We start from the raw sequence: 25,603 nt of genomic DNA, 5'->3' as shown, positions 1-25,603 counted from the left end.
ACATGTCGCTGCTCAATTTTCGCCGACCTTTCCCAGCCCACCGCCCACAGAATCGCTCTTGCCATGACGCGGTCCGTCAATCCTTTCTACCCGTTCCGAATCCGTGCGGGGCACCTGGAGCATCGGCCCTCCCGGCGCCCCGCGCGTTCCACCGGCAGCAGGCCCGCGGCTGTCATGGTCACGGCTGCCGGGGCGGTGACAGGGACGGTGGTCGGTAGCGCGGAAGCGGCCCACCAGCAGGCCGCCGAAGCCGGTGCGCAGGCGTCCGGGGCCCGGGGGGCGCTGTGGTCCGCATACGCGCAGCCTGGCGCGCGACGCCGCCGGCCCGGCAGGGCGGAGGTACTCGAAGACCCTGCCGGGAGCGTGCGTCGCGGTACTCAGCCCGCCGGACGGACCACCGTGGCGCCCGGCGCCGGGCTCGTGGCGGTGTGGGCGGTGCGGCAGACGCCCGAGGCGCGCAGGGCGAAGGCGATGTCCGAGGCCGCCGCCGCGTCCTCGGCCAGGAAGGCGCAGGTCGGGCCGGAGCCGGAGACCAGGGCGGCCAGCGCGCCCGCCCGGGTGCCCACCGCCAGGGTGTCGTCCAGGGAGGGCAGCAGGGAGACGGCGGCGGGCTGGAGGTCGTTGGACAGGTGCCCGGCGAGCGCGGCCGCGTCCCCGGCGCGCAGCGCGGCCAGCAGCGAGGGGGACGCCTCGGGCGCGGGTACGGCGTCGATGCCCGCGCCGCCGCCGCGTACCTCGCGCAGCCGGTCGCACTCGCGGTAGACGGCCGGGGTGGACAGCCCGCCGGCGGCGACGGCGAACACCCAGTGGAAGACGCCGCCCACCTCCAGCGGCGTCAGCAGCTCGCCCCGGCCCCGGCCCAGCGCCGCGCCGCCGACCAGGGAGAAGGGCACATCCGATCCCAACTCGGCGCACATCTGAAGCAGTTCCTCGCGCGAGGCGCCCGTGCCCCACAGCGCGTCACAGGCCAGCAGCGCGCCCGCCGCGTCCGCGCTGCCGCCGGCCATGCCGCCGGCCACGGGGATCTCCTTGTTGATGTGCAGATGGACGTCCGGCACGAGGCCGTACCGCGCGGCGAGCGCGTCGGCGGCACGGACGGCCAGGTTGGTGCGGTCCAGCGGCACCTGGTCGGTGTCCGGCCCCGAGCAGGTCACGCGCGGGCCCTCGCCGGGGGCCGTGGCGGTGGCGGTGACCTCGTCGTACAGGCCGACGGCCAGGAAGACGTTGGCCAGGTCGTGGAAGCCGTCCGGCCGCAGCCCGCCCACCGCGAGCTGCACGTTGACCTTGGCGGGTACGCGTACGGTGACCGGCGCGGCGGTGCGGGCGGTGTCCGTGCCGGCCGTCTGTGCGGTGCTCATGAGCTCGTGGTGCCCTTCCGCTCCGCGATGGCCGCGAAGTCCTCGATCGTCAGTGACTCCCCCCGGGCGCGGGGGTCGATCCCCGCGGCCGTCAGCGCCGCCTCGGCCGCCGCGGCCGAGCCCGCCCAGCCCGCCAGCGCCGCGCGCAGCGTCTTGCGGCGCTGGGCGAAGGCGGCGTCCACCACGGCGAAGACCTCCCGCCGGCCGGCACTGGTGCGCGGCGGCTCGCGCCGGGTCAGCGACACCAGCCCGGAGTCCACGTTGGGCGCGGGCCAGAAGACGTTGCGCCCGATGGCCCCGGCCCGCCGCACCTCCGCGTACCAGGCGGCCTTCACCGACGGCACCCCGTAGACCTTGGAGCCCGGTTCGGCCGCGAGCCGGTCGGCGACCTCGGCCTGGACCATCACCAGACCGTGCCGCAGGGAGGGGAACGTCGCCAGCATGTGCAGCAGGACGGGCACGGCGACGTTGTAGGGGAGGTTGGCGACCAGCGCGGTGGGCTCGGGGCCCGGCAGTTCGGTGACGCGCATCGCGTCGTGGTGGACGAGCGCGAAGCGGTCGGCCCGGCCGGGCAGCCGGGCGGAGACGGTCGCGGGCAGCGCCGCCGCCAGCACGTCGTCGATCTCCACCGCCGTCACCCAGGCGGCCTCCTGGAGCAGCGCCAGTGTCAGCGACCCCAGCCCCGGGCCGACCTCGACCACCACGTCCTCGGGCGTCACCCGCGCGGTCCGCACGATCCGGCGGACGGTGTTGGCGTCGATGACGAAGTTCTGGCCGCGCTGCTTGGTGGGGCGCACCCCCAGCGCGGCGGCCAGCTCACGGACGTCGGCGGGGCCGAGGAGGGCGCCGGCGCCGGTGTCGGCGCCGGGAGCGGCGTCGGTGCCGGTGTCGGTGTCGGCGTCGGGGGAGGGGGAGGGGGCTGAGCTCACCGGTGCAGTTTACGGCCGCACACCGGCCAGGGGCTCGCGCCCTTCTGCACGTACAGCTTCTTCGCCCGGTAGGTCTGCTCGGCCGGGGGAGCGTCCTGCGGGCGGCCCCTCCCGCCCAGGGAGCGCCAGGTGCCGCCGTCGAACTGGTAGAGCCCGCCGTGGCCGCCGGGGCCCACCGCGTCCGGGCGGCCGCCGGACTCGCAGCGGGCCAGGGCCTCCCAGTCCAGGCCGTCGGCGCCCCGCACCGAGGAGGGCGGCTCGGCGGTGCCCACGCGCACGATCTGCGGCCTGGGCGCGCGCACCACCACCGCCCCGGTCAGGCGGGGCCGCTGCCGCACCCCGTCGACCGTGCGCACCTCGTAGGTCAGCCGGCGCAGCCCCGGCAGGCCCGTCTGCTCCACCACCTCGGTGCCGCGCAGCAGCGCCGGGTCCCCGCGCCGCTCGGTGGTGTACGGGACGGGCTCGTCGCGCACCCGCTCGGTCTCGGTGATGCGCAGCACCGTGACGGCCTGGCCGTCGCGGGGGAAGGAGTCCAGGGCCGCCGAGGCGCGGTCCGCGCCGCGCAGCTCGACGCCCGCGTCCGCCAGCGCCCCGCGCACGGTCGCGGCGTTGGTGCGGACGGTGCGTTCGCGTCCGTCCGCGAGGACGGTCACGCTCCGCTCGGTCCACACGGTCAGCGCCATACCGTCGCGTCCGATGCGCCGGTCGCGGGGCACCGACACGCGCGCCCCCTCCGGGCGCACCCCGATCCCGCGCAGCGCCGCGTCCACGGTGGCGGCGGTGGTCCACACCCGCCGGGGGCGGCCGTCGAGGGTGAGGGCCAGCGGGCGGCCGTAGCGGACGGTGACGCTGTCGCCGTGCGAGAGGGGGTCGCCGGGGGCGGGGGAGACGGCGTCGTGCGCGCCGACGGACACCCCCTCGTCGGCCAGGAGCTCGGAGACGTCGTCGGCGAAGGTGTGGAGGGTGCGCGGCCCGTCCTCGCCCTCAACCGACAGGCTGACGGCCTTGTCGTCCACCACGAAGGCGCAGGTGCCGCCCGCCAGGAAGGCGACGACGAGGGCCTGCGGCAGCAGGCGGCGCAGGGCCTCGGGGCGCTGGGCGGCCTTCCGCTCCCGCGCGGCCCGGCGGGCGGCGGCCCGGCCGCCGGTCGTGCCGCGCGCGGGGCCGTACGCGTCCGGGGGGGTGTCCGCCGGGCCGCGCGCGGGGACGTCCCCCCGGACGTCCCGGGTGCCGCCGGCGGGCTGCCGGGGCAGCCACGGGGCGGGGCCGAAGGCCCCGGAGTGCCCGGTGGGCTCCGGGTGGTACGCCGGGGGTTCCGGAAGCGGGGGCGGCCCGTAGGCGCCGGGGTCTGCGTACGCGCCGTACGGCTCGCCGTGGAACTCGTAGGAGGGCCGGTAGGTGTCGTACGGGTCCCGCTCGTACTCCGGCCCGCCGTACCCCTGGCCGCCGTACTCCCACGAGTCCCACGGCCGGTGCGGCTCCCACGGCTCCCACGGCTGCTGATGCGGCTGCGGCGCGGAGGGGTACGCGTACTCGTACTGCTGGATCCCCTGCGGATGGCTCACGACGTACTCCCAAGCGGTCCTGGTGGCGGGCCGGGACCCTAGCGGAGCATCGGTCACTCTCCCAAGTCGTACGACTACCCGAAGTTGCGAAAAGCGGGCCGCCGCACCGCGCGCACCCGCCGTCGCGCGCCCGTCAGTAGCCGAACACGCGGGCCGTGTTGGCCGCGACGTGCTCCGCGAGAGCGTCCTCGTCCAGCCCCTTGACCTCGGCCATCGCGCGCAGCGTGTACGGGATCATGTACGGCGCGTTGGGGCGCCCGCGGTACGGGGCCGGGGTGAGGAACGGCGCGTCGGTCTCCACCAGCAGCAGCTCCGGCGGGGCGGCGGCCAGCGCCTCGCGCAGCGGCCGCGCGTTCTTGAAGGTGACGTTGCCGGCGAAGGACATGAACCAGCCGTTCGCGGCGCACACCTCGGCCATCGCGGCATCACCGGAGAAGCAGTGGAAGACCGTCCGCTCGGGGGCGCCCTCCTCCCGGAGGACGCGCAGCACGTCCTCGTGGGCGTCCCGGTCGTGGATCACCAGGGCCTTGTCCAGCCGCTTGGCCATCTCGATGTGGCGGCGGAAGGAGTACCGCTGGGCCGCCCGCCCCTCCTCGCCCGTCCGGAAGTGGTCCAGGCCGCTCTCGCCGACGGCCAGCACCTCCGGCCGCGCGGCCAGCCCGGCGATCTCCTCCAGGGCGGCGTCCAGCGCCTCGCGGCCCCCTTCCCGCTCCAGCCGCGGAGCCTCGTTGGGGTGCAGCGCGACGGCGGCCCACACCGATTCGTGCTCGGCCGCCACCTGCGCCGACCAGCGGGAACGCTCCAGGTCGCAGCCGACCTGCACCAGGGTCGTCACGCCGACCTCGGCGGCCGCGGCGACGGTTCGGCCGACCGTGGCGTCCTGCATGTCGATATGGGTGTGCGAGTCGGCGACCGGCACGTTCAGCGGTACGGGCGGCGGCGCGGGGTGCGCGGACTTCTCCATGGGCGCGATCCTAGGACGCCCTGGGACACCCGGCCGGACCGCCCGCCGCCCGCCGTCGGCCGCCCGCCCCGCGTCACCTCCGCGGCAGGGCCCGCTCCGCCTCGTACACCCGCCCCGCCCGCATGATCCGCACCACGTGCGATTCGCAGTTCGGGCAGACCGGGCGCGTCAGCGGCGACGGTACCCGCCCGCCGTCCGCCGGGTCGTGGTACGTGACGAAGGGCCGCCCGTCGCCGTCGACGTGGTGCCGTATCCCGTACCCCCGCTCCCAGCCGTGGCCGCAGCGCAGGCAGGCGAAGGAGTACTCCTCGCGGGTGGTCGTCTCCCTGGGGTCCATGGGAACCTCCTTCCGGTTCTCCTTCCTACCAGTGGACTCCTTCCCGGCCGGAAATGCGCGATTCCGCCCGTCCGTCCCCGTCTCGCCCCTTTCCGGGCCGGGCTCCCGCCCGCCGCCCGGACCGCTCAGGCCGTCCCCGCGTTCTTCGCCGCGACCACCGCGTCGAACACCTCCCGCTTGGGCAGCCCCGCCTCGCGCGCCACCTCCGCGATGGCCTCCTTGCGGCGCTCCCCGGCGGCCTCGCGCACCGCCACCCGGCGCACCAGCTCGGCGGCGTCCACCGCGCCGGGCGCCTCGGCGGGCGCGCCCTCGACCACGACGGTGATCTCGCCCCGCACACCCTCCTCCGCCCAGGCGGCCAGCTCGCCCAGCGTGCCGCGCCGCACCTCCTCGTAGGTCTTGGTCAGCTCCCGGCACACCGCGGCCCGGCGGTCGGCGCCGAAGGCCTCGGCCATGGCGGCCAGCGCGGCGGCCAGCCGGTGCGGGGCCTCGAAGTAGACCAGCGTGCGGCGCTCCCCGGCGGCCTCGCGCAGCCGCGCCAGCCGCTCGCCCGTCTTGCGCGGCAGGAAGCCCTCGAAGCAGAACCGGTCCACCGGCAGCCCCGACAGCGCCAGCGCGGTCAGCACGGCGGACGGGCCGGGCACGGCCGTGACCCTGATCCCGCGCTCGACGGCGGCGGCCACCAGCCGGTAGCCGGGGTCGGAGACCGACGGCATCCCCGCGTCCGTGACCAGCAGCACCCGGGAGCCCTCCGACAGCGCGTCGGCCAGCTCCGGGGTGCGCGCGGCCTCGTTGCCCTCGAAGTACGACACCACCCGGCCGGAGATCCGCACCCCCAGCGCCTGGGTGAGCCGCCGCAGCCGCCGGGTGTCCTCGGCGGCGACGATGTCGGCCCCCTCCAGCTCGGCCGCCAGCCGGGGCGGTGCGTCGGCGGTGTCGCCGATGGGTGTGCCTGCCAGTACGAGTGTTCCGCTCACCCCGCCATCCTCGCAGCTCCGGCGGGGGCCGAGGCCGGCGCGGGGCCGCCGCCCGCCGGTGCGCGGCACCGCGCGGGAGGGCCGTTCCCTACGATGGCCCGCGTGACCAGTGACACCGCGACTCAGGCCCGGCACGGGGAGCCCGTCGGGGAACGGACCCCGGTGTGGCGCGGGCGGCTGCGGCGCTACGGATACGCCCCGCCGCCCCGGGCGGGCGCGAGGGAGCGGCTGGTGCCGCCGTACCCGGAGCCCGGCCGCGGCCGGGTGTGGGGGCTGTTCGGGCTGGACGGGGACGACGCGCGGCTGCTGGGCCGCCGGGCGGCGTGGGGCGGCCCGCTCCTCGTCGCGCTCCTCGCCGGCCTCCTGCGCTTCTGGAACCTCGGCTCGCCGCACGCGGTGATATTCGACGAGACCTACTACGCCAAGGACGCCTGGGCGCTGTACCGGCTCGGCTACGAGGGCACCTGGCCCGACGGCGCCAACGACACCATCCTCGACAACCCCGCGGCGGCCCCGCTGAGCGAGGCCGCCGCGTACGTGGTGCACCCGCCCGTGGGCAAGTGGATCATCGCCGTGGGCGAGGCGGCGTTCGGTCTGACGCCGTTCGGCTGGCGCTTCATGGTGGCGGTGCTCGGCACGCTGTCGGTGCTGATGGTCTGCCGCATCGGGCGCCGGCTGCTGCGCTCCACCGCCCTGGGCTGCCTGGCGGGGCTCCTGCTGGCCGTGGACGGCCTGCACCTGGTGATGAGCCGCACCGCGCTGCTCGACCTGGTGCTGATGTTCTTCGTGCTGGCGGCCTTCGGCTGCCTGCTGATCGACCGCGACCGGGCCCGCGCCCGGCTCGCCGCGGCCCTGCCGCCGGACGGGCGGCCCGACGCGGACACCGGCGACCGGCTGGGCCTGGGCGCACGTCCCTGGCGGCTGGCCGCCGGGCTCTGCCTGGGACTGGCCTGCGCCACCAAGTGGAGCGGCCTGTACGTCCTGGTCGCCTTCGGGATCCTGACGGTCCTGTGGGACGCCGCCTCCCGGCGCACAGCCGGGGCCCGGCGCCCCCGTCTGTCGATGCTGCGCCGGGACGCGGCCCCCGCCTTCCTCTCCCTGGTGCCGGTCGCGGCCGCCGTCTACGTGGCCTCCTGGGCGGGCTGGTTCGCGGGCCGGGGCGGTTACTTCCGCACCTGGGCGGAGGGGCGCCGGGGGCTGTCGCCGGATTCGCTGCCCATCCCCTTCACCGGTCTGAAGCTGCCGCTGCCCCAGTTCGACATGACCTGGGTCCCGGCCCCGCTGCGCAGCCTGTGGCACTACGAGAGCGAGGTCTACAGCTTCCACGTGGGGCTGACCTCCGAGCACACCTACCAGTCCCACCCCTGGAGCTGGCTGGTGACCGCCCGCCCGGTGTCGTACTTCTACGAGTCCTCCGACCGTGGCGAGGACGGCTGCACGGCGGAGGGCGGCTGCGCCCGCGAGGTGCTCGCCCTGGGCACCCCGCTGCTGTGGTGGGCGGCCTGCTTCGCGCTGCTGTACTGCCTGTACCGCTGGGTGCTGCGGCGCGACTGGCGCGCGGGCGCGATCCTGTGCGGGGTGGCGGCGGGCTGGCTGCCGTGGTTCCTGTACCAGGAGCGCACGATCTTCTACTTCTACGCGGTCGTCTTCGTGCCGTTCCTGTGCCTGGCGCTGGCGATGATGATCGGGGCGATCCTCGGGCCGCCCGGCTGCACCGAGCGGCGGCGGGCGGTGGGCGCGGTGGGCGCGGGAGTGCTCGTGCTGCTGATCGTGTGGAACTTCGTCTACTTCCACCCGCTCTACACCGGGGTGCAGATCCCCAGGGAAGCCTGGCAGTCCCGTATGTGGCTGGACACCTGGATCTGACCCGGAGCCCCGGAGCCGGAGCCCCTGCCCCGGAGCTTCCGGGGCAGGGTAGTCCGCGCGGGGTGCGGCCCGGTGAAAAGCGGCGCCGCCCGCCGGTGAGACCGGCGGGCGGCGTTCTTGAGAACGGTGCGACGCGAGGCGTCAGCCGCTTCAGTGCTTCTTGGCGGCGTACTCGTTCTCGTTCTCGTTCTCGCCCTTCTGCTTCTGGCCCTGGCCCTGCTTGGCCTCCTGGCCCTGGCCCTGACCCTGGGCCTGCTCCTGCTTCGGAGCGACGTGGATGTCGGACTCCTTCTCGACCTTCACGACCTTCTTGATCTCGACCTGCTCCTTGGAGTTCCGGGAGCAGTCGAGGTTGTTGATGTCGCTGGAGAGGATCGGGAGGTTGACGACCTCCAGGTTCGGGCAGGGCAGGATCTGCGCGTTGTTCTCGAACTTGGCCTCACCGGCGTGGGCGCTGGCGGCCCCACCCGCGAGGGCCATGGCGGCGGCGAAAGAAACGACGAGCGTCTTCTTCAGCATCATGCTGTCTTGTCTCCTTGACGAGAGAAGGAAGGTTCCGATGTCCCCGGCCGCCGCCGAGCGGCCGGATAACCGGTTTCCGGATTGCGGCCGCAGTTCGGCCGGCTCACCGGAAAGGCGGGAGTTGCCCCCACGTCGGCGACATTAACCCACCGAATCCCCGATTGCGTGCTTCCGCGTTTCTGCGTGTCCTGCGGAAAGCGGGGCCCGGGCGTCTCCGATAGGCGCACTACCTGGGCTTATGTGCTGCCACTGCGCCAAGCGGGTGTTGTTCTCGGCTATATGCCGCGAGCGTGTCATGGAAAGGCGAAAGGCCGCCCCGGTGTGCCGGGACGGCCTTTCGACAGTGGTGTGCCGGTGGTCCGGTCGACTCCTCAGTCCCTGAAGGACTCGTAGGAGGAGACCTTCTTCGACTCCACGTAGGTGACGGAGCAGTCGAGGTTGTTGATGTCCGCCGACGCGATCGGGACGTTCAGCAGCTCCAGGTTGACGCAGGGCAGGATCTGCGCGTTGTTCTGGAACTTCGGGCCGTCGTTGGCCTGGGAGACGCCGGCTCCGCCGATCAGCAGGGCGGCGGCGGAAAGCGCGACGGTGGCGGTCCGCTTCATCTTCATGGCATGTACCTCCAATGTACGAAGCCGCTTCACGGGCTTGCGTGCGTAATGCTAGGAACTGGCGAGCCGAGTACACGGTAAGCCCTGCCGCGCGCCGCGCTGATATTTTCTGCTCCATACGTGTCACGGGCCCGCGCCGCCGGATGCGGCGCGGGCCCGTGACGGTAATTGCCGGAAGGAGGATCGGCCTTCTGCTTCGCAGTGACAACGACCGCGCGGGGCTTTGGTTGTGCTTCCGGAAGAGTGAACCGGGTGACGCGGGGTGCGCCGTCGGGTAATCGGAACGCTTTTATCGCTGCCGATCTTCGGAAAAACACACTAATCATTCCCGCGGTGGACGGAAAACCCCGCGGCCGTTTCACGGAGCCCGGTCGGGCACCGGTGCGGACGCCTGGCCCCGATCCGTGCCGCCCACGTGCTCTAGGGTTCTTCGCACGGGCCCCGGCGGTGTCGGTCCGGGGCAGGGGCGGAGATTCGGGAGACTCATGCGTGACGGTCGGAAGGTGGCGGTGATCGGAGCGGTCCTCACCGCCGTGGTCGGAGCCGCCGGGTTCGGGGCGTACAGCCTGATCGGTGACAGCGGCGCGGCCGGCGGCGGGAGCGGGCAGGACGCGGCCTTCTCCGACGGCCGGACCGGCGAACCGGCGGCCGAGACGGGCCCGCCCTCGCCCGATGAGGTCCGCGAGACCGCCGGAAGGTTCCTGAGGGCCTGGCAGGAGGGGAAGGCCGCGGAGGCCGCCGCGCTGACCGACGAAGAGGCCGCCGCGGCCAAGGCCCTGGCCGGCTTCCGGAAGGACGCCCGGGTGTCGGGCGTCCGCCTGGAACCGGGCACCGCCACGGGCGCCGGCGTCCCGTTCACCGTGACGGCCGAGGTGGAGTACGACAAGGAGGAGAAGCCCGCCTCCTGGACGTACGAGTCCGAGCTGACGGTCGTACGGGACGAGGACAGCGGCGAGCCCGTCGTCGACTGGGAGGCCTCCGTCCTCCACCCCGAGCTCGAGAGCGGCCAGAAACTGGAGACCGCCGAGGCCGGGGCCCCGCCCATCAGGGCCCTGGACCGCAACGGCGCCGAGCTGACGGCCGAGGAGTACCCCGAACTGGCCGCGACCCTGGCCGACCTGCGCAAGCGCTTCGGCGACAGGACCGAGGGGAAGCCCGGCTTCGAGACCCGGATCACCGACGCCGCCGGCAAGGAGGTCAAGACGCTCAGGCAGCTCAGCAAGGGCACCCCGGGCGAGCTGAGGACCACGCTGGACGCCGAGGTGCAGAAGGCCGCCGTCCAGGCCATCGCCGGCAAGCCCAAGGCGTCGGTCGTCGCCCTGAAGGCCAGCACGGGCGAGATCCTGGCGGTCGCCAACACCCCGGCGCAGGGCTTCAACACCGCCTTCAAGGGCTCCCTCGCCCCCGGCTCCACGATGAAGATCGTCACCGCGTCGATGCTCATCGAGAAGGGCCTGGCCTCCAGCGCGAAGCAGCACCCCTGCCCCAAGTACTTCACCCACGGCGGGTGGAGGTTCCAGAACCTCGACAAGTTCGAGATCAACGGCGGAACCTTCGCGCAGTCCTTCGCCGCCTCCTGCAACACCGCCTTCATCAGCCAGGCCGGCGAGCTGTCGGACGACGACCTCACCAAGCACGCCCGCGACGTCTTCGGCATCGGGCTGAACTGGCAGGTCGGCACCGCCACCTTCGACGGCTCGGTGCCCGTGCAGTCCGACGCGCAGATGGCCGCCTCGCTGATCGGGCAGGGCGGGGTCAGGGCGAACCCGCTGATCATGGCCTCGGTGTCGGCGACGGTGAAGAGCGGCGTCTTCCGCCAGCCGTACATCGTCTCGCCCGAGGTGGACGGCCGCGGCCTGGCCAAGGCCCCGCGCGCCCTCTCCCCGGCCATCGCCCAGGAACTGCGCTCGCTGATGCGGCTGACGGCCACCAGCGGCTCGGCGGCCGAGGCCATGGCCGGCACCAGCGGCGACTTCGGCGCGAAGACCGGCTCGGCGGAGGTGGACGGCCAGAAGAAGCCCAACGCCTGGTTCACCGCCTACCGGGGCGACATGGCCGCGGCGGCGGTCGTCCCCGCCTCCGGCCACGGCGGCAAGAACGCGGGCCCGGTCGTCCGCCAGGTGCTCAACTCCGTCGGCTGACCCCGCTCTCCGGCACCCCGTACGGCCCGCGCGAGACGGCATCGCGCGGGCCGTACCCGCTCCGGGAGGAGACCGGGGAGGAGGCCGGGCGGGGCTCCGGCCGGAGGCGGTCCGGGAACTCTGTGTGACGGACACCTCCCCGAAGCCGTCGCGGAACGATACGGTACGGCCCCGAAACGCAAGGCCGGCGCCGCGAGAGAAGGCGGCTTCGGAAGAGGGGGGACCCATGCCCACTGACTACGCGTGCCAGGCGGCGGCCGAGCAGGCCGCCCACGGCATCGCGCCCGTACGGGCGCTTCTGCTGCCCGCCCAGCGCTCCGCTCCGGCGCAGCAGGAAGAGGTCTCGGTCGTCATCCGGTCGTTCATGGGCCCCGGCGCGGGCGGCAGGCCGCCCGCGCCGGAGGACTCCGCGCCGCGCGTCGAGCCCGTCGGCGCCCCCATGGGCGCCGCGGTCCTGCTGAGCTTCCTCGACGGCCTGCGGGCGGACCTGAGCGGTGCGCTGGTCGACTGGTACTCCTCGATCCCCGCGCAACTCCCCGTGACGCTGGGCGTGCCGGACGCGGAGCCGTCGGACCGGAGCCCGGCGCGGCTGCCGAACGGCTGGCAGTCCCTGGCCGATCTGCAGAGCAACGCCCAGGACGTGCTGACCGTCCTGTCGAGCCGGCCGCGCGACGGCCGGCAGGTCGGACCCGCGGAGCTGAGCTGGCGGCTGGCCCTGCTGGAGGACGCGTTCTCCGGGGCGCTGCGCCGGATGGGCGTCCCGGAGCAGCCGGCGGCGGACTGCGCCGCCGAGCTGGCGGCCGCCACCGGCTCGCTGTTCGGCCTCAACCGGCCGACCCCGCGCTCGGCCCCGGCCCAGCACAGCCCGTCGTACTGAGCCGGCGGCCTCCGCGGGGGTGCTGCGACCGGTGCTGCGGTCGGCACAGGGCGGGCATGAGCGTGCCCGCCCGGGCTGCGACTAGGCTGAGAGGCTGACCAGCCCACCCGAAGACCACACCAGCCCGGCGCGCCGGGCAGCGGGAGCCCCATGGCCACGAACCTCGTCAATCTGGAAGCCGTCGGCAAGGTGTACGGCACCCGTGCGCTGCTCGACGGCGTCTCCCTCGGCGTCAGCGAGGGAGACCGGATCGGCGTCGTCGGGCGCAACGGCGACGGCAAGACCACCCTCGTGCGCATCCTGGCGAAGCTGGAGCCCGCCGATGACGGCCGGGTCACCCACGTCGGCGGGCTGCGGCTGGGAGTGCTCACCCAGCACGACTCGCTCGACCCGGCCGCCACCGTCCGGCACGAGGTCATCGGCGACATGGCCGACCACGAGTGGGCCGGGAACGCCCGCGTCCGCGACATCCTCACCGGACTCTTCGGCGGCCTGGACATGCCCGGCTTCCCGCAGGGCCTGGACACCGTCATCGGCCCGCTGTCCGGCGGCGAGCGGCGGCGCATCGCGCTGGCGAAGCTGCTCATCGCCGAGCAGGACCTGATCGTGCTGGACGAGCCCACCAACCACCTCGACGTCGAGGGCATCGCCTGGCTCGCCGGGCACCTGCGCGCCCGGCGCTCGGCGCTGGTCTGCGTCACCCACGACCGCTGGTTCCTGGACCAGGTGTGCACGCGGATGTGGGACGTGCAGCGCGGCACCGTCCACGAGTACGAGGGCGGCTACAGCGACTACGTCTTCGCCCGTGCCGAACGCGAGCGCATCGCGGCCACCGAGGAGGCCAAGCGGCAGAATCTGGTCCGCAAGGAACTGGCCTGGCTGCGGCGCGGCGCCCCGGCCCGCACCAGCAAGCCCCGCTTCCGCGTCGAGGCCGCCAACGAGCTGATCGCCGACGTGCCGCCGCCGCGCGACAGCGCCGAGCTGATGAAGTTCGCCAACTCCCGGCTGGGCAGGACCGTCTTCGACCTGGAGGACGTGACCGTCCAGGCGGGGCCCAAGGTGCTGCTCAAGCACCTGACCTGGCAGCTCGGCCCCGGTGACCGGATCGGCCTGGTCGGCGTCAACGGCGCCGGCAAGACCTCGCTGCTGCGGGCACTGGCGGACGCGGCGTACAGCGGCGGCGAGAAACAGCCGGCCGCCGGCCGGATCAAGGTCGGCAGGACGGTGCGGCTGGCCTACCTCTCCCAGGAGGTCGCCGAACTCGACCCCACCTGGCGGGTGCTGGAGGCCGTGGAGCGGGTGCGCTCGCGCGTGGACCTCGGCAAGGGGCGCGAGATGAGCGCCTCCCAGCTGTGCGAGCGCTTCGGCTTCGGCAAGGACAAGCAGTGGACGCCCGTCGGGGACCTCTCCGGTGGCGAGCGCCGCAGGCTCCAGCTGCTGCGGCTGCTGATGGACGAGCCGAACGTGCTGTTCATGGACGAGCCGACCAACGACCTCGACATCGAGACCCTGACCCAGCTCGAGGACCTGCTCGACGGCTGGCCCGGCTCGCTGGTCGTCATCTCCCACGACCGCTACTTCGTCGAGCGGACCACGGACCGGGTGCACGCGCTGCTGGGCGACGGCACGCTGCGGATGCTGCCGCGCGGGCTGGACGAGTACCTGGAGCGCCGCGAGCGGCTGCGCCAGGCGACCACCGCGCCCGGCGCCCCGGCCGCGGCTCCGGCGGGCGAGGCGGCCCGGCCCGCCGCCACGTCCTCCGACAAGCCCGCGGCCCTCTCGCGTGCGGCGCAGAAGGAGTTGCAGCGCATCGAGCGCAGGCTGGAGCGGATCGAGGAGCGCCAGGCGGTGCTGCACGCCGAGATGGCCGAGCACGCCACCGACTTCGGGAAGGTCGCCGGACTCGACGCCGAGCTGCGCGAACTCACCGATGAGCGCGACGAGTTGGAGACGCGCTGGCTGGAACTGGCCGAGGAGGGATGACCGGAGGCGGCGGAGGAGGCCCCGGCGGACGGTAACGGCCAGGTCGCGGGCCGGTCTCACCTGATGGCCCGGAACGGGAACCGGAGGCGGCTTTCCGGGTGTCCGGTGATAGAAAGAATTTCCTTCCGACCGTCGGCGCCAAGAGCCGACAACAGCCGAGAAGTGGCGGGCCGTGTCCGATTCGCTCTGCCCCACGGGGGCGAGGGGCTGGGCAGCCGGTCCGCGCGTGAATGAGGAAACCCATGTCGCAGCCGCCTCCGCCACCAGAACAGCCGCCGTCCGGCGGCTTCGGCCCCCCTCCGGAACAGCCGGACGACCGACCGGAGCAGCAGGAGGGGGCGGGACAGCGGGAGAAGCCGGAACGGCCGGAGCAGCAGGAGGAGCAGGCGCGGCCGGAGAGCGCGGAGGAGGAGAAGGCTCCGCCGGTTCCGCTGTCCAAGTCGCCGCAGCCTCCGGCTGATCAGCCGGGGCAGCCGGACCAGCCGCCGCAGGCCCCTCCGGGCCCGCCGTCGTACGGCTACCCGCAGCAGCCCGGCCAGTTCGGCCAGGCGCCGCAGTTCCCGCCCGACCAGCCCCCGTCGTACGGGTATCCGCAGCAGCCGGGGCAGGCGCCCCAGGCGCCGTACGGTCAGGCCCCCGCGTACGGGCAGCCCCCGGCCTACGGGCAGCCCCCCGCGTACGGACAGCCCCCGGCGTACGGACAGCCCCCGGCCTACGGGCAGCCCCCGGCCTACGGGCAGTACCCGACGCAGCCCATGTACGGCGGCGGTGTGCAGCCGCCCGGCGGTGGCGGCAGGAACACCAAGGTCCTGGCCGTCGTCGCCGCGGTCGTCGCGGTCCTGCTCGTCGCGGGCGGCGGTGTCTGGTTCCTGACCAAGGACGACGGCGGCACCGAGGCCAGGAAGGGTGACAAGGGCACCACCCAGGGCGCGGACGGCGGCTCGGGCGACTCCGGCGGCTCCGGTGACTCAGGCGGTTCCGGCGGCGAGAAGGGCCTGATCGACGCCGAGCTCGCCTGGACTGTCGATCCGCCCAAGGTGGACAAGCAGGACATCATCGCGGAGACGCCCGGCACGTGGTTCGTGGGCGGCAACCTCGTCAAGGCCACGACGAGTTCCACCACCGCCTACGACATGAAGACCGGCAAGATGGCGTGGTCCATCGACATGCCCCGCCCCAAGGACTGCACCGCCGCCTTCGAGATGTCCGGGAACAGGACCGTCGTCCAGTACGGCCGGCGCTGCGAGTTCGTCATGGGCATCGACCTGGCCGCGGGCAAGAAGCTGTGGAACAAGGAACTGCCGTCCAAGCGCGACAGCTCCTCGGAGTTCAGCTACACCGAGATGGCGGTCAGCGGTGACATCGCCGCGGCGGCCTGGATCGGCAACGCGGTCGGTTACGACCTGTCGACCGGCAAGGAGCTGTGGCAGCAGGAGGAGGGCTCCGAGTGCAAGGACCGCGGCTACTCCGGAGGCGCCCAGCTCGTCGCCAAGATCGAGTGCGGCTTCGGCGGCTCGCAGAAGGTCCAGGGAGTGGGCCCGGGCGGCAAGAAGAAGTGGGAGTGGGAGGTCCCCGACGGCATCGAGGTCCGCAAGGTCCTCTCCACCGGCCCGCTGGTCCTCGGGGTCAACGCCGGCGGTGAGTCCAGCATCGACATCACCGATGTGATGGTCCTCTCGGACAGCGGCAAGCTCAAGAAGAAGATCACCATCAAGAAGGACCGCCACGAGCTGGGCTGCCGGGGCATCACCCTCAGCAACTGCCCCGGCACGGTGGTGGACGGCGAGACCATGTACATCTCCTCGAAACCGCACCAGGGCGGTGGGTACGGGCAGACCAGCGAGATCATCGCCTTCGACCTCACCACGGGCAAGTCGAAGTGGCTGGGGGAGCCGACCTCGGGCGGCCGGATCGTCCCGGTCACCGTTGAGGACGGCGCGCTGCTCGCCTACGAACTGCCCGGCTACGACAAGCCGGGCCAGATCGTCACGCTCGACCCGGGCAGCGGCAAGCCGTCCCCGCGGATGAAGCTGCCGGCCGACGGTGTGAAGAAGGAGTACGACATGGCCACCGGCTCCGATGTGCACCCGTTCTGGAAGGACGGCCACTTCTTCCTGGTGAACCACAGGTTCTACGCCTCCGCCGGTCTGAGCGACCTGGCGATAGCCGCCTACAACTGAGGTTCCGCGGCCGCACCCGGCCCTGCGGCGGCCCGCCGCCGACGACGGTCCCGCGCCCCTCCCCGTGGAGGGGCGCGGGGCCGCTCGCGTGGGCCCGCGGGAGTTCCGCCGGTTCTTGCCGGAAGGGACGCGGGATGCGGGGGGAGCGTGTAGCTTCCGGGGGCAAGACGGAGCCGGGCGGCTCAAAGGGCCGTACGGGAGCGCGGCCCGGCCCCGGAGGACCGGGCCCGACGGAACCGACAGGGGTGTGGATGACCGTGCGGCTCATGGTGGTCGACGACCACCGACTGCACGCCGAGGCGCTCGCCTCGGCGCTGAGGTTGCGCGGGCACCGGGTGCTCGCGGCCGCCGCGCCGGCCGCGGGGGCGGCGGAGCTGGTGGTCAGCAGGGCTCCCGAGGTGTGCCTGTGGGGTACCGCGTCGCCCGCCGAGCCCGGGGCGTTCGACCCCGTGGCCAGGATCAGGCGGGAGCGGCCGCAGACCGCCGTGGTGGTGCTGGGCCCGGTGCCCAGCCCGCGGGGGATCGCGGCGGCGTTCGCGGCGGGGGCGTCGGGCTACATACGGCACGACGAGCGGATCGAGGGCGTCGAACGCGGCATGGTCAGGGCGCGGGCGGGGGAGGCGGTGGTGGCGCCGCAACTGCTGCGGGTCGCCTTCGCCGAGCTGCTCAACCCCAGGGCCGAGCCGGACGACGAGGGCGTCAGGCTGCTGCGGATGCTCACCCCGCGCGAGGCCGAGGTGCTGGTGCGGGTGGCGGAGGGGGAGGACACCCGGGCGATCGCGGTGGGCATGGGGATCGCGCCCAGCACGGCCCGTACCCATGTGCAGCGGGTGCTGATGAAGCTCGGGGTCGGATCACGGCTGGAGGCGGCGGCGCTGGCGGCCCGCACCGGGCTGCTGGACCGGGTGGCCGGCGGGCACGGCGGCACGGACCGGGGCGCGGACCGGAGGGCGGGGCCGGGCTGACGCGCCGGCCCTGCCCCCTACCCGCCGGGCCCCGGCCCGTACGGAGGCGGACGGCGCCGGTCAGCCCTCCGCGGGCGGCGCGGCCCCGGGGCCGCCGCCTTCGGCCTCCCGCCGGGAGGGCGGCGGAACCGTCGGGCTCAGCCGCAGCCAGAGCAGGAACAGCAGTCCCAGCACCAGCATCGACAGCCCGGCCCAGAGGTTGATGTTGACGTCCTGGGCCTTGGCCAGGTCGGCGTCGGAGACGAAGAGCCCGGCGATGGTGACCAGGAGGCCGTAGACCACGAACAGCACGCCGATGACACGGCGGATGTCGAACAGCCGGGCGGCGCTGGCCGACCGCTCCTCCAGGTCGAGCTCCTCCTCCCGCCAGTCCGGCTCCGGATCGCCCTTGCCGGCGCCGGGGACACCGGGGTCGGCCGGGTCGGCCGGGTCCGGGGGACCGGAGGGGGTGCGGGGATCCGAGGGACCGCGGTACTCGTGGGCGCCGTGCGGGCCGCCCGCCCCCTCGCCGCCGTTGCCCTCGTTGCTGCCGTTGCCGTCGTTCGTCACGGTGGATCACATCCTTCGCTGTGCGGTGCGCGGGGCGCTCAGAAGGAGAAGGGGAGATAGCAGAGGGCGGCGAGGATGATCGCGCCCCAGCCCAGCAGCGCGGGCCTGCGGTACCAGGCCTCGTCGCCCTCGGCCGGGGGCTCGGCCACGCCGGGGGCCCGGGTGCCGTACACCAGGCCGGCCAGCCGCTCGACGGGCTTGGGCCTGGTGAGGGGGGTGAGGACCACGACCACGAGCGTGCCCATGACGAAGGCGATGATGGCGGAGACGAAGTTGGCGCCCTGGTCGGTGGGGATGTCGAGCAGACCGCCCCGGTAGAACCAGAAGTAGTTGACCATCGCCGCGACGGTGCCCGCCAGCAGCCCCCAGAAACCGGCCGCGGCCGTCATCCGCTTCCAGAACATGCCGATGATGAAGACGGTGAACAGTGGCACGTTGAAGAAGGAGAACAGCGTCTGGAGGTAGTTCATGATGTTGCTGAACGTCGCCGCGATGAACGCCGTCCCCATGCCCAGCAGCACACCGATCGCGGTGACCACCCGCGCGGTGGCCACGTAGTACGAGTCCGGGCGGCCCTTGACCAGATAGGGCCGCCAGATGTCGTTGGTGAAGACGGTGTTGAAGGCGGAGACGTTGGCGGCCATACCGGCCATGAAGGCGGCGAGCAGACCGGTCACCGCGACGCCCAGCACGCCGTTGGGCAGCAGGTCGCGCATCAGCAGGGGGACCGCCTCGTTGTACTCCAGGCCGCTGCCCTGCCCGATGTCCGGCGCCACCACCAGCGCCACCAGACCGGGGATGACGACGATCGCCGGGATGAAGATCTTGGGGAAGGCGGCGATCAGCGGGGTGCGCTGGGCAGCGGAGAGGTTCTTGGCCGACAGGGCGCGCTGGACCTCGGCGAAGTTCGTCGTCCAGTAGCCGAAGCTCAGGGCGAAGCCGAGACCGAGCACGATGGTCAGCCAGTTCGCGCCCAGCGGGTTGTCCGAACCGATGCCGGTCCCGCCCCAGGCGGAGACGAAGTTGTCGCCCTGCGAGGCGGTGAGCGAGTCGCGCAGCCCGCTCCAGCCGCCCACGCGGACCAGGGCCAGGACGGTCAGCGGGATCAGCCCGGCCAGGATCACGAAGAACTGCACGACCTCGTTGTAGATGGCCGAGGACAGGCCGCCCAGGGTGATGTAGAGCAGCACGAACAGGCCCGAGACCACGATGGACACCCACTGCGGCCAGCCCAGCAGCGCCTCCAGCACGATGGCCAGCGCGTAGAGGTTGACGCCCGCGATCAGCACCGAGGCGGCCGAGAAGAGGACGCCGCTGAGCAGGTGCGACGAGGGCCCGAAGCGGTGCAGCAGGAACTCGGGGACCGAGCGCACCCGGGACCCGTAGTAGAAGGGCATCATCACCAGGCCGAGGAAGACCATCGCCGGGATGGCGCCCACCCAGTACCAGTGCACGGTGTAGACGCCGTACTGCGCGCCGTTGGCCGCCATGCCCAGGATCTCCAGCGCGCCGAGGTTCGCCGCGATGAAGGCGAGGCCGGTGACCCAGGCGGGCAGCGAGCGGCCGGAGAGGAAGAAGTCCAGGCTGGTCTTGATGCTGCGCCGGGCGGCGAACCCGACTCCGAGGACGACGAGGAAGTAGATGGCCAGGATCGTGTAGTCCAGGGCGTTCGTGGGGAGCCGAAGATCCTGGGCCAACTGGTACGACGGCATGAGCAGGTCGCCTCCATGGCGTGACGGGGCCGCTGTGGGGGGAGACCCCTTGACGTCAATGTTCACTCATGGTTTTTTATGTTCGATTATGTTTGGGTCGCAGTATAGGGAGACCCCACGTGAAAAAGACCCCGACCCGCCTCGCCGACGGCCGCGAACTCGTGTACTACGACGTTCGAGGCGACCGCGGTGCCATGGGACGCGACGCCGTGGACCGGCGCCCCCTGGACGCGGTCGCCACCGCCTCGGAGATCCGCCACGACCCCCTGCTCGGCGAATGGGTCGCGGTCACGGCGCACCGCCAGGCCCGCACGTACCATCCGCCGGCCGACGAGTGCCCCCTGTGCCCGTCCCGTGAGGGCCGGCTGACGGAGATCCCGGCCGAGGACTACGAGGTGGCCGTCTTCGAGAACCGCTTCCCCTCCCTGGCCGGCCCCCCGGGGCCGGCGGAGGCCGAGGACGGAAGCGGACTGTTCCTCCGGGCCCCGGGCGCCGGGCGCTGCGAGGTGGTGTGCTTCACCTCCGACCACGACGCCTCCTTCGCCGACCTCACCGAGGAGCGGGCCGCCCTGGTCCTGGACGCCTGGACCGACCGCACCGCCGAGCTGTCGGCGCTGCCGGGCGTGCGCCAGGTGTTCTGCTTCGAGAACCGGGGCCGGGAGATCGGCGTCACCCTCGGCCACCCCCACGGCCAGATCTACGCCTATCCCTTCGTCACCCCGCACACCGAGCGGACGCTGCGCTCGGCCGCCGCCCACCGGGAACGCACCGGCGGCAACCTCTTCGAGGACGTCGTCGCCGCCGAGCGCGCCGACGGGCGGCGCGTGGTGCTGGAGACCGGCCACTGGACCGCCTTCGTGCCGCACGCCGCCCGCTGGCCGTACGAGGTGCACCTGTACCCCCGGCGGCGGGCGGCGGACCTGACGGAACTCGGCGAGGACGCCCGCGCCGAGTTCCCCGGCGTCTACCTGGAACTGCTGCGGCGCTTCGACCGGATCTTCGGCCCCGGCGAGCCGCCCACCCCCTACATCTCCGGCTGGCACCAGGCGCCGCTGGGCCCGGACGGGGGCAAGGACTGGGCCGGACGGGCGGACTTCGCCCTCCATCTGGAACTCTTCACGATCCGCCGCACGTCCGGGAAGCTGAAGTACCTGGCGGGCTCGGAGTCGGGCATGGGGGTCTTCATCAACGACGTGCCGCCGGAGAGCGCGGCGCAGCGACTGCGGGAGGTGGCGAGCCGGTGAGCGGCACGTATCTGGTGACCGGCGGGGCCGGCTACGTAGGAAGCGTCGTCGCGGCGCACCTGCTGGAGGCCGGGCACCGGGTGACGGTGGTGGACGACCTGTCCACCGGCTTCCGCGCGGGCGTGCCGGCGGGCGCGGACTTCGTCCAGGGGCGCGTCCAGGACGCCGCCGACTGGCTGGACGCTTCCTACGACGCGGTGCTCCACTTCGCGGCCAGCTCCCAGGTCGGCGAGTCCGTCGTCCACCCCGAGAAGTACTGGCACAACAACGTCGGCGGCACGATGGCGCTGCTGGACGCGATGCGCGGGGCCGGGGTGCGCACCCTGGTCTTCTCCTCCACCGCCGCCACCTACGGCGAACCCGAGGAGGTCCCCATCCGCGAGGACGCCCCAACCGCCCCCACCAACCCCTACGGCGCCTCCAAACTCGCCGTCGACCACATGATCGCCGGCGAGTGCGCCGCTCACGGCCTGGCCGCCGTCTCGCTGCGCTACTTCAACGTGGCCGGTGCCTACCGAGGCGCGCACGGCACCCTCGGCGAGCGGCACGACCCCGAGTCGCACCTCATCCCGCTGGTGCTCCAGGTCGCGCTCGGGCAGCGGGAGGCGATCTCGGTCTACGGCGACGACTACCCCACCCCCGACGGCACCTGCGTACGCGACTACATCCACGTCGCCGACCTGGCCGAGGCCCATCTGCTGGCGCTGGACGCCGCGCGGCCCGGGGAGCACCTGGTGTGCAACCTGGGCAACGGCAGCGGCTTCTCCGTCCGCGAGGTGATCCGCACCGTCCGCGAGGTCACCGGCCACCCCGTCCCCGAGAAGACGGCGCCGCGCCGCGGCGGCGACCCGGCCTTCCTGGTCGCCTCGGCGGAGCGGGCCAGGCAGCGGCTGGGCTGGCGGCCCTCGCGCACCGACCTGAAGGACATCGTCGCCGACGCCTGGGACTTCGCCCGGGGCAGGGCGCTGGACGCCGGCGGCGACGGCGGAGAGGGGAGCGGAACGTGAACGGGCCACTGGACCCGGGGGCGGAGGCCGGGGCCGAGGCGGAGGCGCTGAACGCGGCCCAGACGGCGGAGGCCGCCGACGGCTTCCGCGCGGTCCACGGCGGCGAGCCCGCCGGGATCTGGGCCGCGCCGGGACGCGTCAACCTCATCGGCGAGCACACCGACTACAACGACGGCTTCGTCATGCCGCTGGCCCTGCCGCACACCACCCGGGTGGCGGCGGCCCGCCGCGACGACGGCGTGCTGGGCCTCCACTCGGCCGAGGTGTCGGGCGGCACGGTGCGTCTGCGGGCCGAGAAGCTCACCCCCGGCGCGGCCGACGGCTGGGCCGCTTACCCGGCCGGCGTGGTGTGGGCGCTGCGCGAGGCCGGCCTGCTGGCCGGCCGGGAGGGGGGAGCCGACCTCTACATCCGCAGCGATGTGCCCACCGGCGCGGGCCTGTCCTCCTCGGCCGCGCTGGAGGTCGCCACGGCGCTGGCGCTGAACGACCTGTACGGCCTGGGGCTCGCCCCCGAGCGGATCGCCCTGCTCTGCCGGCGGGCCGAGAACGATTTCGTCGGCGTCCCCTGCGGGATCATGGACCAGATGGCGTCGGCCTGCTGCACGGCCGGGCACGCCCTCCACCTCGACACCCGGGACCTGGCCACCCGCCAGATCCCGTTCGACCTGGCCGCCGAGGGACTGCGGCTGCTGGTGGTGGACACCCGCGTCAAGCACGCGCTGGGCGACGGCGAGTACGCCCGGCGCCGGGCGGGCTGCGAGGAGGCCGCGGCGGCCCTGGGGGTGGCGGCCCTGCGCGACGTCCCCCACGGGGAGCTGGACGCGGCGCTGGCCCGGCTGGCCGATCCGGCGCTGCGGCCCCTGGTACGCCATGTGGTCACCGAGAACCGGCGGGTGGAGGAGGTCACCGGCCTCCTCGACGCGGGCGACCCCCGCTCGATCGGCCCGGTCCTGACCGCCGGGCACGCCTCGCTGCGCGACGACTTCGCCGTCTCCTGCCCCGAGCTGGACCTGGCGGTGGACACGGCCAACGCGGCGGGCGCGCTGGGCGCCCGGATGACCGGCGGCGGCTTCGGCGGGTCCGCGGTCGTCCTGGTGGAGGCCGCCGGTGCGGAGGAGGTCGGCACGGCCGTCGCCGACGCCTTCGACGCGGCGGGCCACCGGGCCCCGCGGCTGTTCGAGGCGGTCCCCTCGGCGGGGGCGCGCAGGCTGTACGGCTGAGAGCGCCCGGCCCGCGGGCCGGGCGCGGCGCGGTGACCGCGATGTGTCGGAAGCGGTCGGACCGTGCCGCGCCGGACGCCACCGATCGCGCACCTCCGGTCGCCGCGGACGGCGCGACCGGTCGGTTTTCGACAATCGGCCTTCCGGGACGTACCCCGGCCGTACGCTGATGGACGGCACCGGCCGCCGGGGGCCGGTGCGCATCAGGGGGCGGCACACGCCGGATGCGGCGCACGGGGGCTGGGTACGAGCAGGGCACGGCGGCGGGCGCGCGGCCCGCCCGGCCCCGCACCGGGCGCCGCGCCCGGGCGCGGGCGGGCCTTTCGGCGGCAGGGGGTGTGCGTGCAACGTATCCGGGTTCTCGTGGTGGACGACCACCGCATATTCGCCGAGTCCCTCGCCGCGGCACTCGCGGTGGAGCAGGACGTGGAGGTGGCCGCGGCCGGCAGCGGTCCCGCGGCGCTGCGCGCCCTGGAACGGGCGGTGGCCGACGGCCGCCGCTTCGACGTCCTGCTGATCGACGCCGATCTCGGGGGCGCCGTACCGGAGACCGGCGTCTCGCCGGCGCCCGGCCCGGCGGCCGCCGAGGCACCGGCCTCCGCCGGCGGCATCGCTCTGGTCTCACGGGTCCACACCGACCACCCCGAGGTCCGCACCGTGGTGCTCGCCGAGCGCGACGACCCGCACCGCGCGGCCGCCGCGCTCCAGGCGGGGGCGTCGGGCTGGGTCGCCAAGGAGTGCTCGCTCTCCCGGCTGCTCCAGGTGGTCCGGGGGGTGCTGCGCGGTGAGACGCATCTGCCGCCCGCCCTGCTGACCGGGGTGCTGCGCGAGCTGACCGCGACGCGCAGACACCGCACCGAGAGCGAGCGGCTGGTGGAGTCGCTGACCCCGCGCGAGCACGAGGTGCTGCGCTGCATGGTGGCCGGTCTGGGCCGCAAGGCGGTCGCCGAGCGGCTGTACCTCTCCCCGCACACCGTCCGTACCCATATGCAGAACGTGCTGGGCAAGCTGGGGGTGCACTCCACGCTGGCCGCGGTGGCGCTGGCCCGCAAGGCGGGGGTCGGCCCGGTGGACCTGGAGCATGTGACGACGTAGTCCCGTCCCGCCCGGCCCCGCCCGCGCAGGCCCGTGCGGCGGACCCGTCAGGGGATGTTGTCGAAGGGGGCGGTGAGCTGCCGCAGCAGCCCGGCCAGCTCCGCCCGGCGGCTGGAGGGAAGCTCGGCGAGGATGGCCCGCTCCTGCTCCAGCAGCCCGGCCAGGGCCCGGTCGGCCCGGTCGCGCCCGGCCTCCGTCAGCCGGACCAGTACGCCGCGCCGGTCGCTGGGGTCGGGCAGCCGCTCCACCAGCCCCTTCTTCGCGAGCCGGTCGATGCGGTTGGTCATCGTCCCGGAGGTGACCAGGGTCTGGGTCAGCAGCTGGCCGGGGGAGAGCTGGTAGGGGGAGCCGGCCCGGCGCAGCGCGGTCAGCACGTCGAACTCCCAGGGCTCCAGCCCGTGCTCGGCGAAGGCGATGCGGCGGGCCCGGTCGAGGTGGCGGGCGAGTCTGCTGACCCGGCTGAGCACCTCCAGGGGCTCCACATCGAGATCGGGGCGCTCGCGGCGCCACGCTGCCACCAGTCGGTCGACCTCGTCCTCCATACGGACAGTGTAGTAGTTCTGTCGATGTGAAGTCTCTTGACATCGAGATAACTCCGGCGGACCCTGCTGCCATGGAACCAGCCGACCCGCTCCGGCGTACCGGCGTCCCGCTGTGGGACCCCGCGCAGTACCGCCGCCACGCCGGCCACCGTCTGCGCCCGCTCCACGACCTGCTGGCCCGCGTCCCTCCTCTGCCCTCGCCCCGGCCCCGCATCGCCGACCTGGGCTGCGGCCCCGGCGACGCGACCGCGCTGCTGGCCGGACAGTGGCCCACGGCGGAGATCACCGGCTACGACCTGTCCGAGGCGATGCTCGCCGAGGCCCGCGCACACGCCGGGCCCACCTCCGAGGGCGGCGCCGTGGACTTCGCCCGCGCCGACCTGGCCGCCTGGCGCCCCGGCGAACCGCACGACCTGATCGTCTCCAACGCGGCGCTGCACTGGTGCCCCGGACACATCACCCGGTTCCCCGACTGGATCGCGGCACTGCGCCCCACAGGCGTCCTGGCCTTCCAGGTCCCCGGCAACTTCGCCGCTCCCGGGCACACCCTGCTCGCGGACCTGTGCGCATCACCTCGCTGGCGCGACCGCCTCGGAGCCGGGGCTCGCCGCGCCCCCGTGGCCGAGCCCGTCGAGTACGCCGAGGCGCTGGCGGCGCTCGGCTGCGAAACGGACGTGTGGGAGACGACCTACGTGCACGTCCTCACCGGCGAGGACCCGGTGCTGGAGTGGGTGAAGGGCACCGCCCTGCGCCCCGTCCTCACCGCGCTCGAACCCGACCCGGCCGCACGCGAGGCGTTCCTCGCCGAGTACCGCGACCTGCTGCGCGAGGCCTACCCGCCGGGCCCGCACGGCACCCTCTTCCCGTTCCGCCGGATCTTCGCCGTCGCCGTCAGGCGCGCGTGAGGGCGCGAACACCCCCGCGAACCCGCCCGGAACCCACCGGGCGCAATCCCTGGA

22 protein-coding genes are annotated in these 25,603 nt (G+C 73.9%); 11 read left to right on the top strand and 11 right to left on the bottom strand.

Going from position 1 to position 25,603, the window contains the following annotated elements; all coding sequences use genetic code 11:
* Positions 1 to 377: 377 nt before the first annotated feature.
* The 6 genes from ACW69E_RS13520 to rsmI form a co-directional block, all read right to left on the bottom strand.
* Positions 378 to 1,358: a 4-(cytidine 5'-diphospho)-2-C-methyl-D-erythritol kinase gene (locus ACW69E_RS13520; protein ID WP_457498455.1), complete on the bottom strand. Its 981-nt coding sequence runs from the start codon at positions 1,356 to 1,358 to the stop codon at positions 378 to 380.
* Complete coding sequence (gene rsmA / locus ACW69E_RS13515; RefSeq protein WP_457498470.1) at positions 1,355 to 2,173, bottom strand: 16S rRNA (adenine(1518)-N(6)/adenine(1519)-N(6))-dimethyltransferase RsmA; 819 nt, start codon at positions 2,171 to 2,173, stop codon at positions 1,355 to 1,357. Before rsmA ends, ACW69E_RS13520 begins: the two co-directional genes overlap by 4 nt.
* A gap of 110 nt (positions 2,174 to 2,283) precedes the next feature.
* Entirely contained in the window at positions 2,284 to 3,852 is a 1,569-nt protein-coding gene (locus ACW69E_RS13510; RefSeq protein ID WP_457498454.1) for a ubiquitin-like domain-containing protein, read from the bottom strand.
* 133 nt (positions 3,853 to 3,985) lie between these two features.
* Positions 3,986 to 4,816 (bottom strand): TatD family hydrolase, encoded by an 831-nt coding sequence (locus tag ACW69E_RS13505; RefSeq protein ID WP_457498453.1) that lies wholly within the window; start codon positions 4,814 to 4,816, stop codon positions 3,986 to 3,988.
* Between the two features lie 73 nt (positions 4,817 to 4,889).
* On the bottom strand, positions 4,890 to 5,153 hold the full coding sequence (locus ACW69E_RS13500) for a hypothetical protein (protein ID WP_457498452.1): 264 nt from the start codon (positions 5,151 to 5,153) through the stop codon (positions 4,890 to 4,892).
* A 125-nt stretch (positions 5,154 to 5,278) separates the two neighbouring features.
* The gene (gene rsmI / locus ACW69E_RS13495) at positions 5,279 to 6,130 is read right to left on the bottom strand and encodes a 16S rRNA (cytidine(1402)-2'-O)-methyltransferase (protein WP_457498451.1); all 852 of its coding nucleotides are present in this window, start codon (positions 6,128 to 6,130) and stop codon (positions 5,279 to 5,281) included.
* A gap of 93 nt (positions 6,131 to 6,223) precedes the next feature.
* Here rsmI and ACW69E_RS13490 point away from each other — a divergent pair, with 93 nt between their 5' ends.
* Positions 6,224 to 7,996 carry a dolichyl-phosphate-mannose--protein mannosyltransferase gene (locus ACW69E_RS13490; RefSeq protein WP_457498450.1) on the top strand — a complete coding sequence of 591 codons (1,773 nt, stop codon included), beginning with the start codon at positions 6,224 to 6,226 and terminating at the stop codon, positions 7,994 to 7,996.
* 150 nt (positions 7,997 to 8,146) lie between these two features.
* Here ACW69E_RS13490 and ACW69E_RS13485 read toward each other — a convergent pair whose 3' ends face one another.
* Together ACW69E_RS13485 and ACW69E_RS13480 are read right to left on the bottom strand one after the other, a co-directional pair.
* Positions 8,147 to 8,518, bottom strand: coding sequence for a hypothetical protein (locus ACW69E_RS13485; protein WP_457498449.1), 372 nt, complete (start codon positions 8,516 to 8,518; stop codon positions 8,147 to 8,149).
* A gap of 371 nt (positions 8,519 to 8,889) precedes the next feature.
* A complete protein-coding gene (locus tag ACW69E_RS13480; protein ID WP_457498448.1) occupies positions 8,890 to 9,129 on the bottom strand; it encodes a hypothetical protein in 240 nt (79 codons plus the stop codon).
* 485 nt (positions 9,130 to 9,614) lie between these two features.
* Between ACW69E_RS13480 and ACW69E_RS13475 the strand changes: the two genes are divergently transcribed.
* The 5 genes from ACW69E_RS13475 to ACW69E_RS13455 all read left to right on the top strand — a co-directional run bounded on the left by ACW69E_RS13475 (position 9,615) and on the right by ACW69E_RS13455 (position 17,275).
* A complete protein-coding gene (locus ACW69E_RS13475; RefSeq protein ID WP_457498447.1) occupies positions 9,615 to 11,270 on the top strand; it encodes a penicillin-binding transpeptidase domain-containing protein in 1,656 nt (551 codons plus the stop codon).
* Positions 11,271 to 11,496: 226 nt separating this feature from the next.
* Entirely contained in the window at positions 11,497 to 12,147 is a 651-nt protein-coding gene (locus ACW69E_RS13470) for a hypothetical protein (RefSeq protein WP_457498446.1), read from the top strand.
* 150 nt (positions 12,148 to 12,297) lie between these two features.
* Positions 12,298 to 14,130: an ABC-F family ATP-binding cassette domain-containing protein gene (locus ACW69E_RS13465; RefSeq protein WP_457498445.1), complete on the top strand. Its 1,833-nt coding sequence runs from the start codon at positions 12,298 to 12,300 to the stop codon at positions 14,128 to 14,130.
* Positions 14,131 to 14,372: 242 nt separating this feature from the next.
* Entirely contained in the window at positions 14,373 to 16,310 is a 1,938-nt protein-coding gene (locus tag ACW69E_RS13460; RefSeq protein WP_457498444.1) for an outer membrane protein assembly factor BamB family protein, read from the top strand.
* Between the two features lie 251 nt (positions 16,311 to 16,561).
* Positions 16,562 to 17,275: a LuxR C-terminal-related transcriptional regulator gene (locus tag ACW69E_RS13455; RefSeq protein WP_457498443.1), complete on the top strand. Its 714-nt coding sequence runs from the start codon at positions 16,562 to 16,564 to the stop codon at positions 17,273 to 17,275.
* 60 nt (positions 17,276 to 17,335) lie between these two features.
* Here the strand turns inward: ACW69E_RS13455 and ACW69E_RS13450 are convergent, their stop codons facing one another.
* Together ACW69E_RS13450 and ACW69E_RS13445 are read right to left on the bottom strand one after the other, a co-directional pair.
* Positions 17,336 to 17,623: a hypothetical protein gene (locus tag ACW69E_RS13450; RefSeq protein WP_457498469.1), complete on the bottom strand. Its 288-nt coding sequence runs from the start codon at positions 17,621 to 17,623 to the stop codon at positions 17,336 to 17,338.
* Between the two features lie 239 nt (positions 17,624 to 17,862).
* A complete protein-coding gene (locus ACW69E_RS13445) occupies positions 17,863 to 19,536 on the bottom strand; it encodes a sodium:solute symporter family protein (RefSeq protein ID WP_457498442.1) in 1,674 nt (557 codons plus the stop codon).
* Positions 19,537 to 19,655: 119 nt separating this feature from the next.
* On the opposite strand from ACW69E_RS13445, the gene galT reads away from it, so the two are divergent.
* The 4 genes from galT to ACW69E_RS13425 all read left to right on the top strand — a co-directional run bounded on the left by galT (position 19,656) and on the right by ACW69E_RS13425 (position 24,102).
* The gene (gene galT / locus ACW69E_RS13440) at positions 19,656 to 20,780 is read left to right on the top strand and encodes a galactose-1-phosphate uridylyltransferase (protein ID WP_457498441.1); all 1,125 of its coding nucleotides are present in this window, start codon (positions 19,656 to 19,658) and stop codon (positions 20,778 to 20,780) included.
* Entirely contained in the window at positions 20,777 to 21,787 is a 1,011-nt protein-coding gene (gene galE, locus ACW69E_RS13435) for a UDP-glucose 4-epimerase GalE (protein WP_457498440.1), read from the top strand. The genes galT and galE overlap by 4 nt, the downstream gene beginning before the upstream one ends.
* Positions 21,788 to 21,795: 8 nt before the next feature.
* Complete coding sequence (gene galK, locus ACW69E_RS13430) at positions 21,796 to 23,007, top strand: galactokinase (RefSeq protein ID WP_457498468.1); 1,212 nt, start codon at positions 21,796 to 21,798, stop codon at positions 23,005 to 23,007.
* Positions 23,008 to 23,349: 342 nt separating this feature from the next.
* Positions 23,350 to 24,102 (top strand): LuxR C-terminal-related transcriptional regulator, encoded by a 753-nt coding sequence (locus ACW69E_RS13425; RefSeq protein WP_457498439.1) that lies wholly within the window; start codon positions 23,350 to 23,352, stop codon positions 24,100 to 24,102.
* 47 nt (positions 24,103 to 24,149) lie between these two features.
* On the opposite strand, the gene ACW69E_RS13420 is transcribed toward ACW69E_RS13425, so the two are convergent.
* Complete coding sequence (locus ACW69E_RS13420; protein ID WP_457498438.1) at positions 24,150 to 24,644, bottom strand: MarR family winged helix-turn-helix transcriptional regulator; 495 nt, start codon at positions 24,642 to 24,644, stop codon at positions 24,150 to 24,152.
* Positions 24,645 to 24,715: 71 nt separating this feature from the next.
* Here ACW69E_RS13420 and ACW69E_RS13415 point away from each other — a divergent pair, with 71 nt between their 5' ends.
* Positions 24,716 to 25,549 (top strand): trans-aconitate 2-methyltransferase, encoded by an 834-nt coding sequence (locus tag ACW69E_RS13415; RefSeq protein ID WP_457498437.1) that lies wholly within the window; start codon positions 24,716 to 24,718, stop codon positions 25,547 to 25,549.
* Positions 25,550 to 25,603: the final 54 nt, after the last annotated feature.

This window comes from Streptomyces sp. SS8 (assembly GCF_054072955.1).
Note: the sequence above shows the minus strand (reverse complement) of the source record. Positions and strands in the feature narration are given on the sequence as shown.

Excerpts from the sequence above, each read along its gene's own strand:
- ACW69E_RS13500 (WP_457498452.1), bottom strand. The coding sequence starts at position 5,153 with ATGGACCCCAGGGAGACGACCACCCGCGAGGAGTACTCCTTCGCCTGC.
- ACW69E_RS13505 (WP_457498453.1), bottom strand. The coding sequence starts at position 4,816 with ATGGAGAAGTCCGCGCACCCCGCGCCGCCGCCCGTACCGCTGAACGTG.
- ACW69E_RS13520 (WP_457498455.1), bottom strand. The coding sequence starts at position 1,358 with ATGAGCACCGCACAGACGGCCGGCACGGACACCGCCCGCACCGCCGCG.
- ACW69E_RS13475 (WP_457498447.1), top strand. The coding sequence starts at position 9,615 with ATGCGTGACGGTCGGAAGGTGGCGGTGATCGGAGCGGTCCTCACCGCC.
- ACW69E_RS13480 (WP_457498448.1), bottom strand. The coding sequence starts at position 9,129 with ATGAAGATGAAGCGGACCGCCACCGTCGCGCTTTCCGCCGCCGCCCTG.
- ACW69E_RS13415 (WP_457498437.1), top strand. The coding sequence starts at position 24,716 with ATGGAACCAGCCGACCCGCTCCGGCGTACCGGCGTCCCGCTGTGGGAC.
- ACW69E_RS13420 (WP_457498438.1), bottom strand. The coding sequence starts at position 24,644 with ATGGAGGACGAGGTCGACCGACTGGTGGCAGCGTGGCGCCGCGAGCGC.
- ACW69E_RS13485 (WP_457498449.1), bottom strand. The coding sequence starts at position 8,518 with ATGATGCTGAAGAAGACGCTCGTCGTTTCTTTCGCCGCCGCCATGGCC.
- ACW69E_RS13470 (WP_457498446.1), top strand. The coding sequence starts at position 11,497 with ATGCCCACTGACTACGCGTGCCAGGCGGCGGCCGAGCAGGCCGCCCAC.
- ACW69E_RS13460 (WP_457498444.1), top strand. The coding sequence starts at position 14,373 with ATGTCGCAGCCGCCTCCGCCACCAGAACAGCCGCCGTCCGGCGGCTTC.
- ACW69E_RS13455 (WP_457498443.1), top strand. The coding sequence starts at position 16,562 with ATGACCGTGCGGCTCATGGTGGTCGACGACCACCGACTGCACGCCGAG.
- ACW69E_RS13445 (WP_457498442.1), bottom strand. The coding sequence starts at position 19,536 with ATGCCGTCGTACCAGTTGGCCCAGGATCTTCGGCTCCCCACGAACGCC.
- ACW69E_RS13490 (WP_457498450.1), top strand. The coding sequence starts at position 6,224 with ATGGCCCGCGTGACCAGTGACACCGCGACTCAGGCCCGGCACGGGGAG.
- ACW69E_RS13465 (WP_457498445.1), top strand. The coding sequence starts at position 12,298 with ATGGCCACGAACCTCGTCAATCTGGAAGCCGTCGGCAAGGTGTACGGC.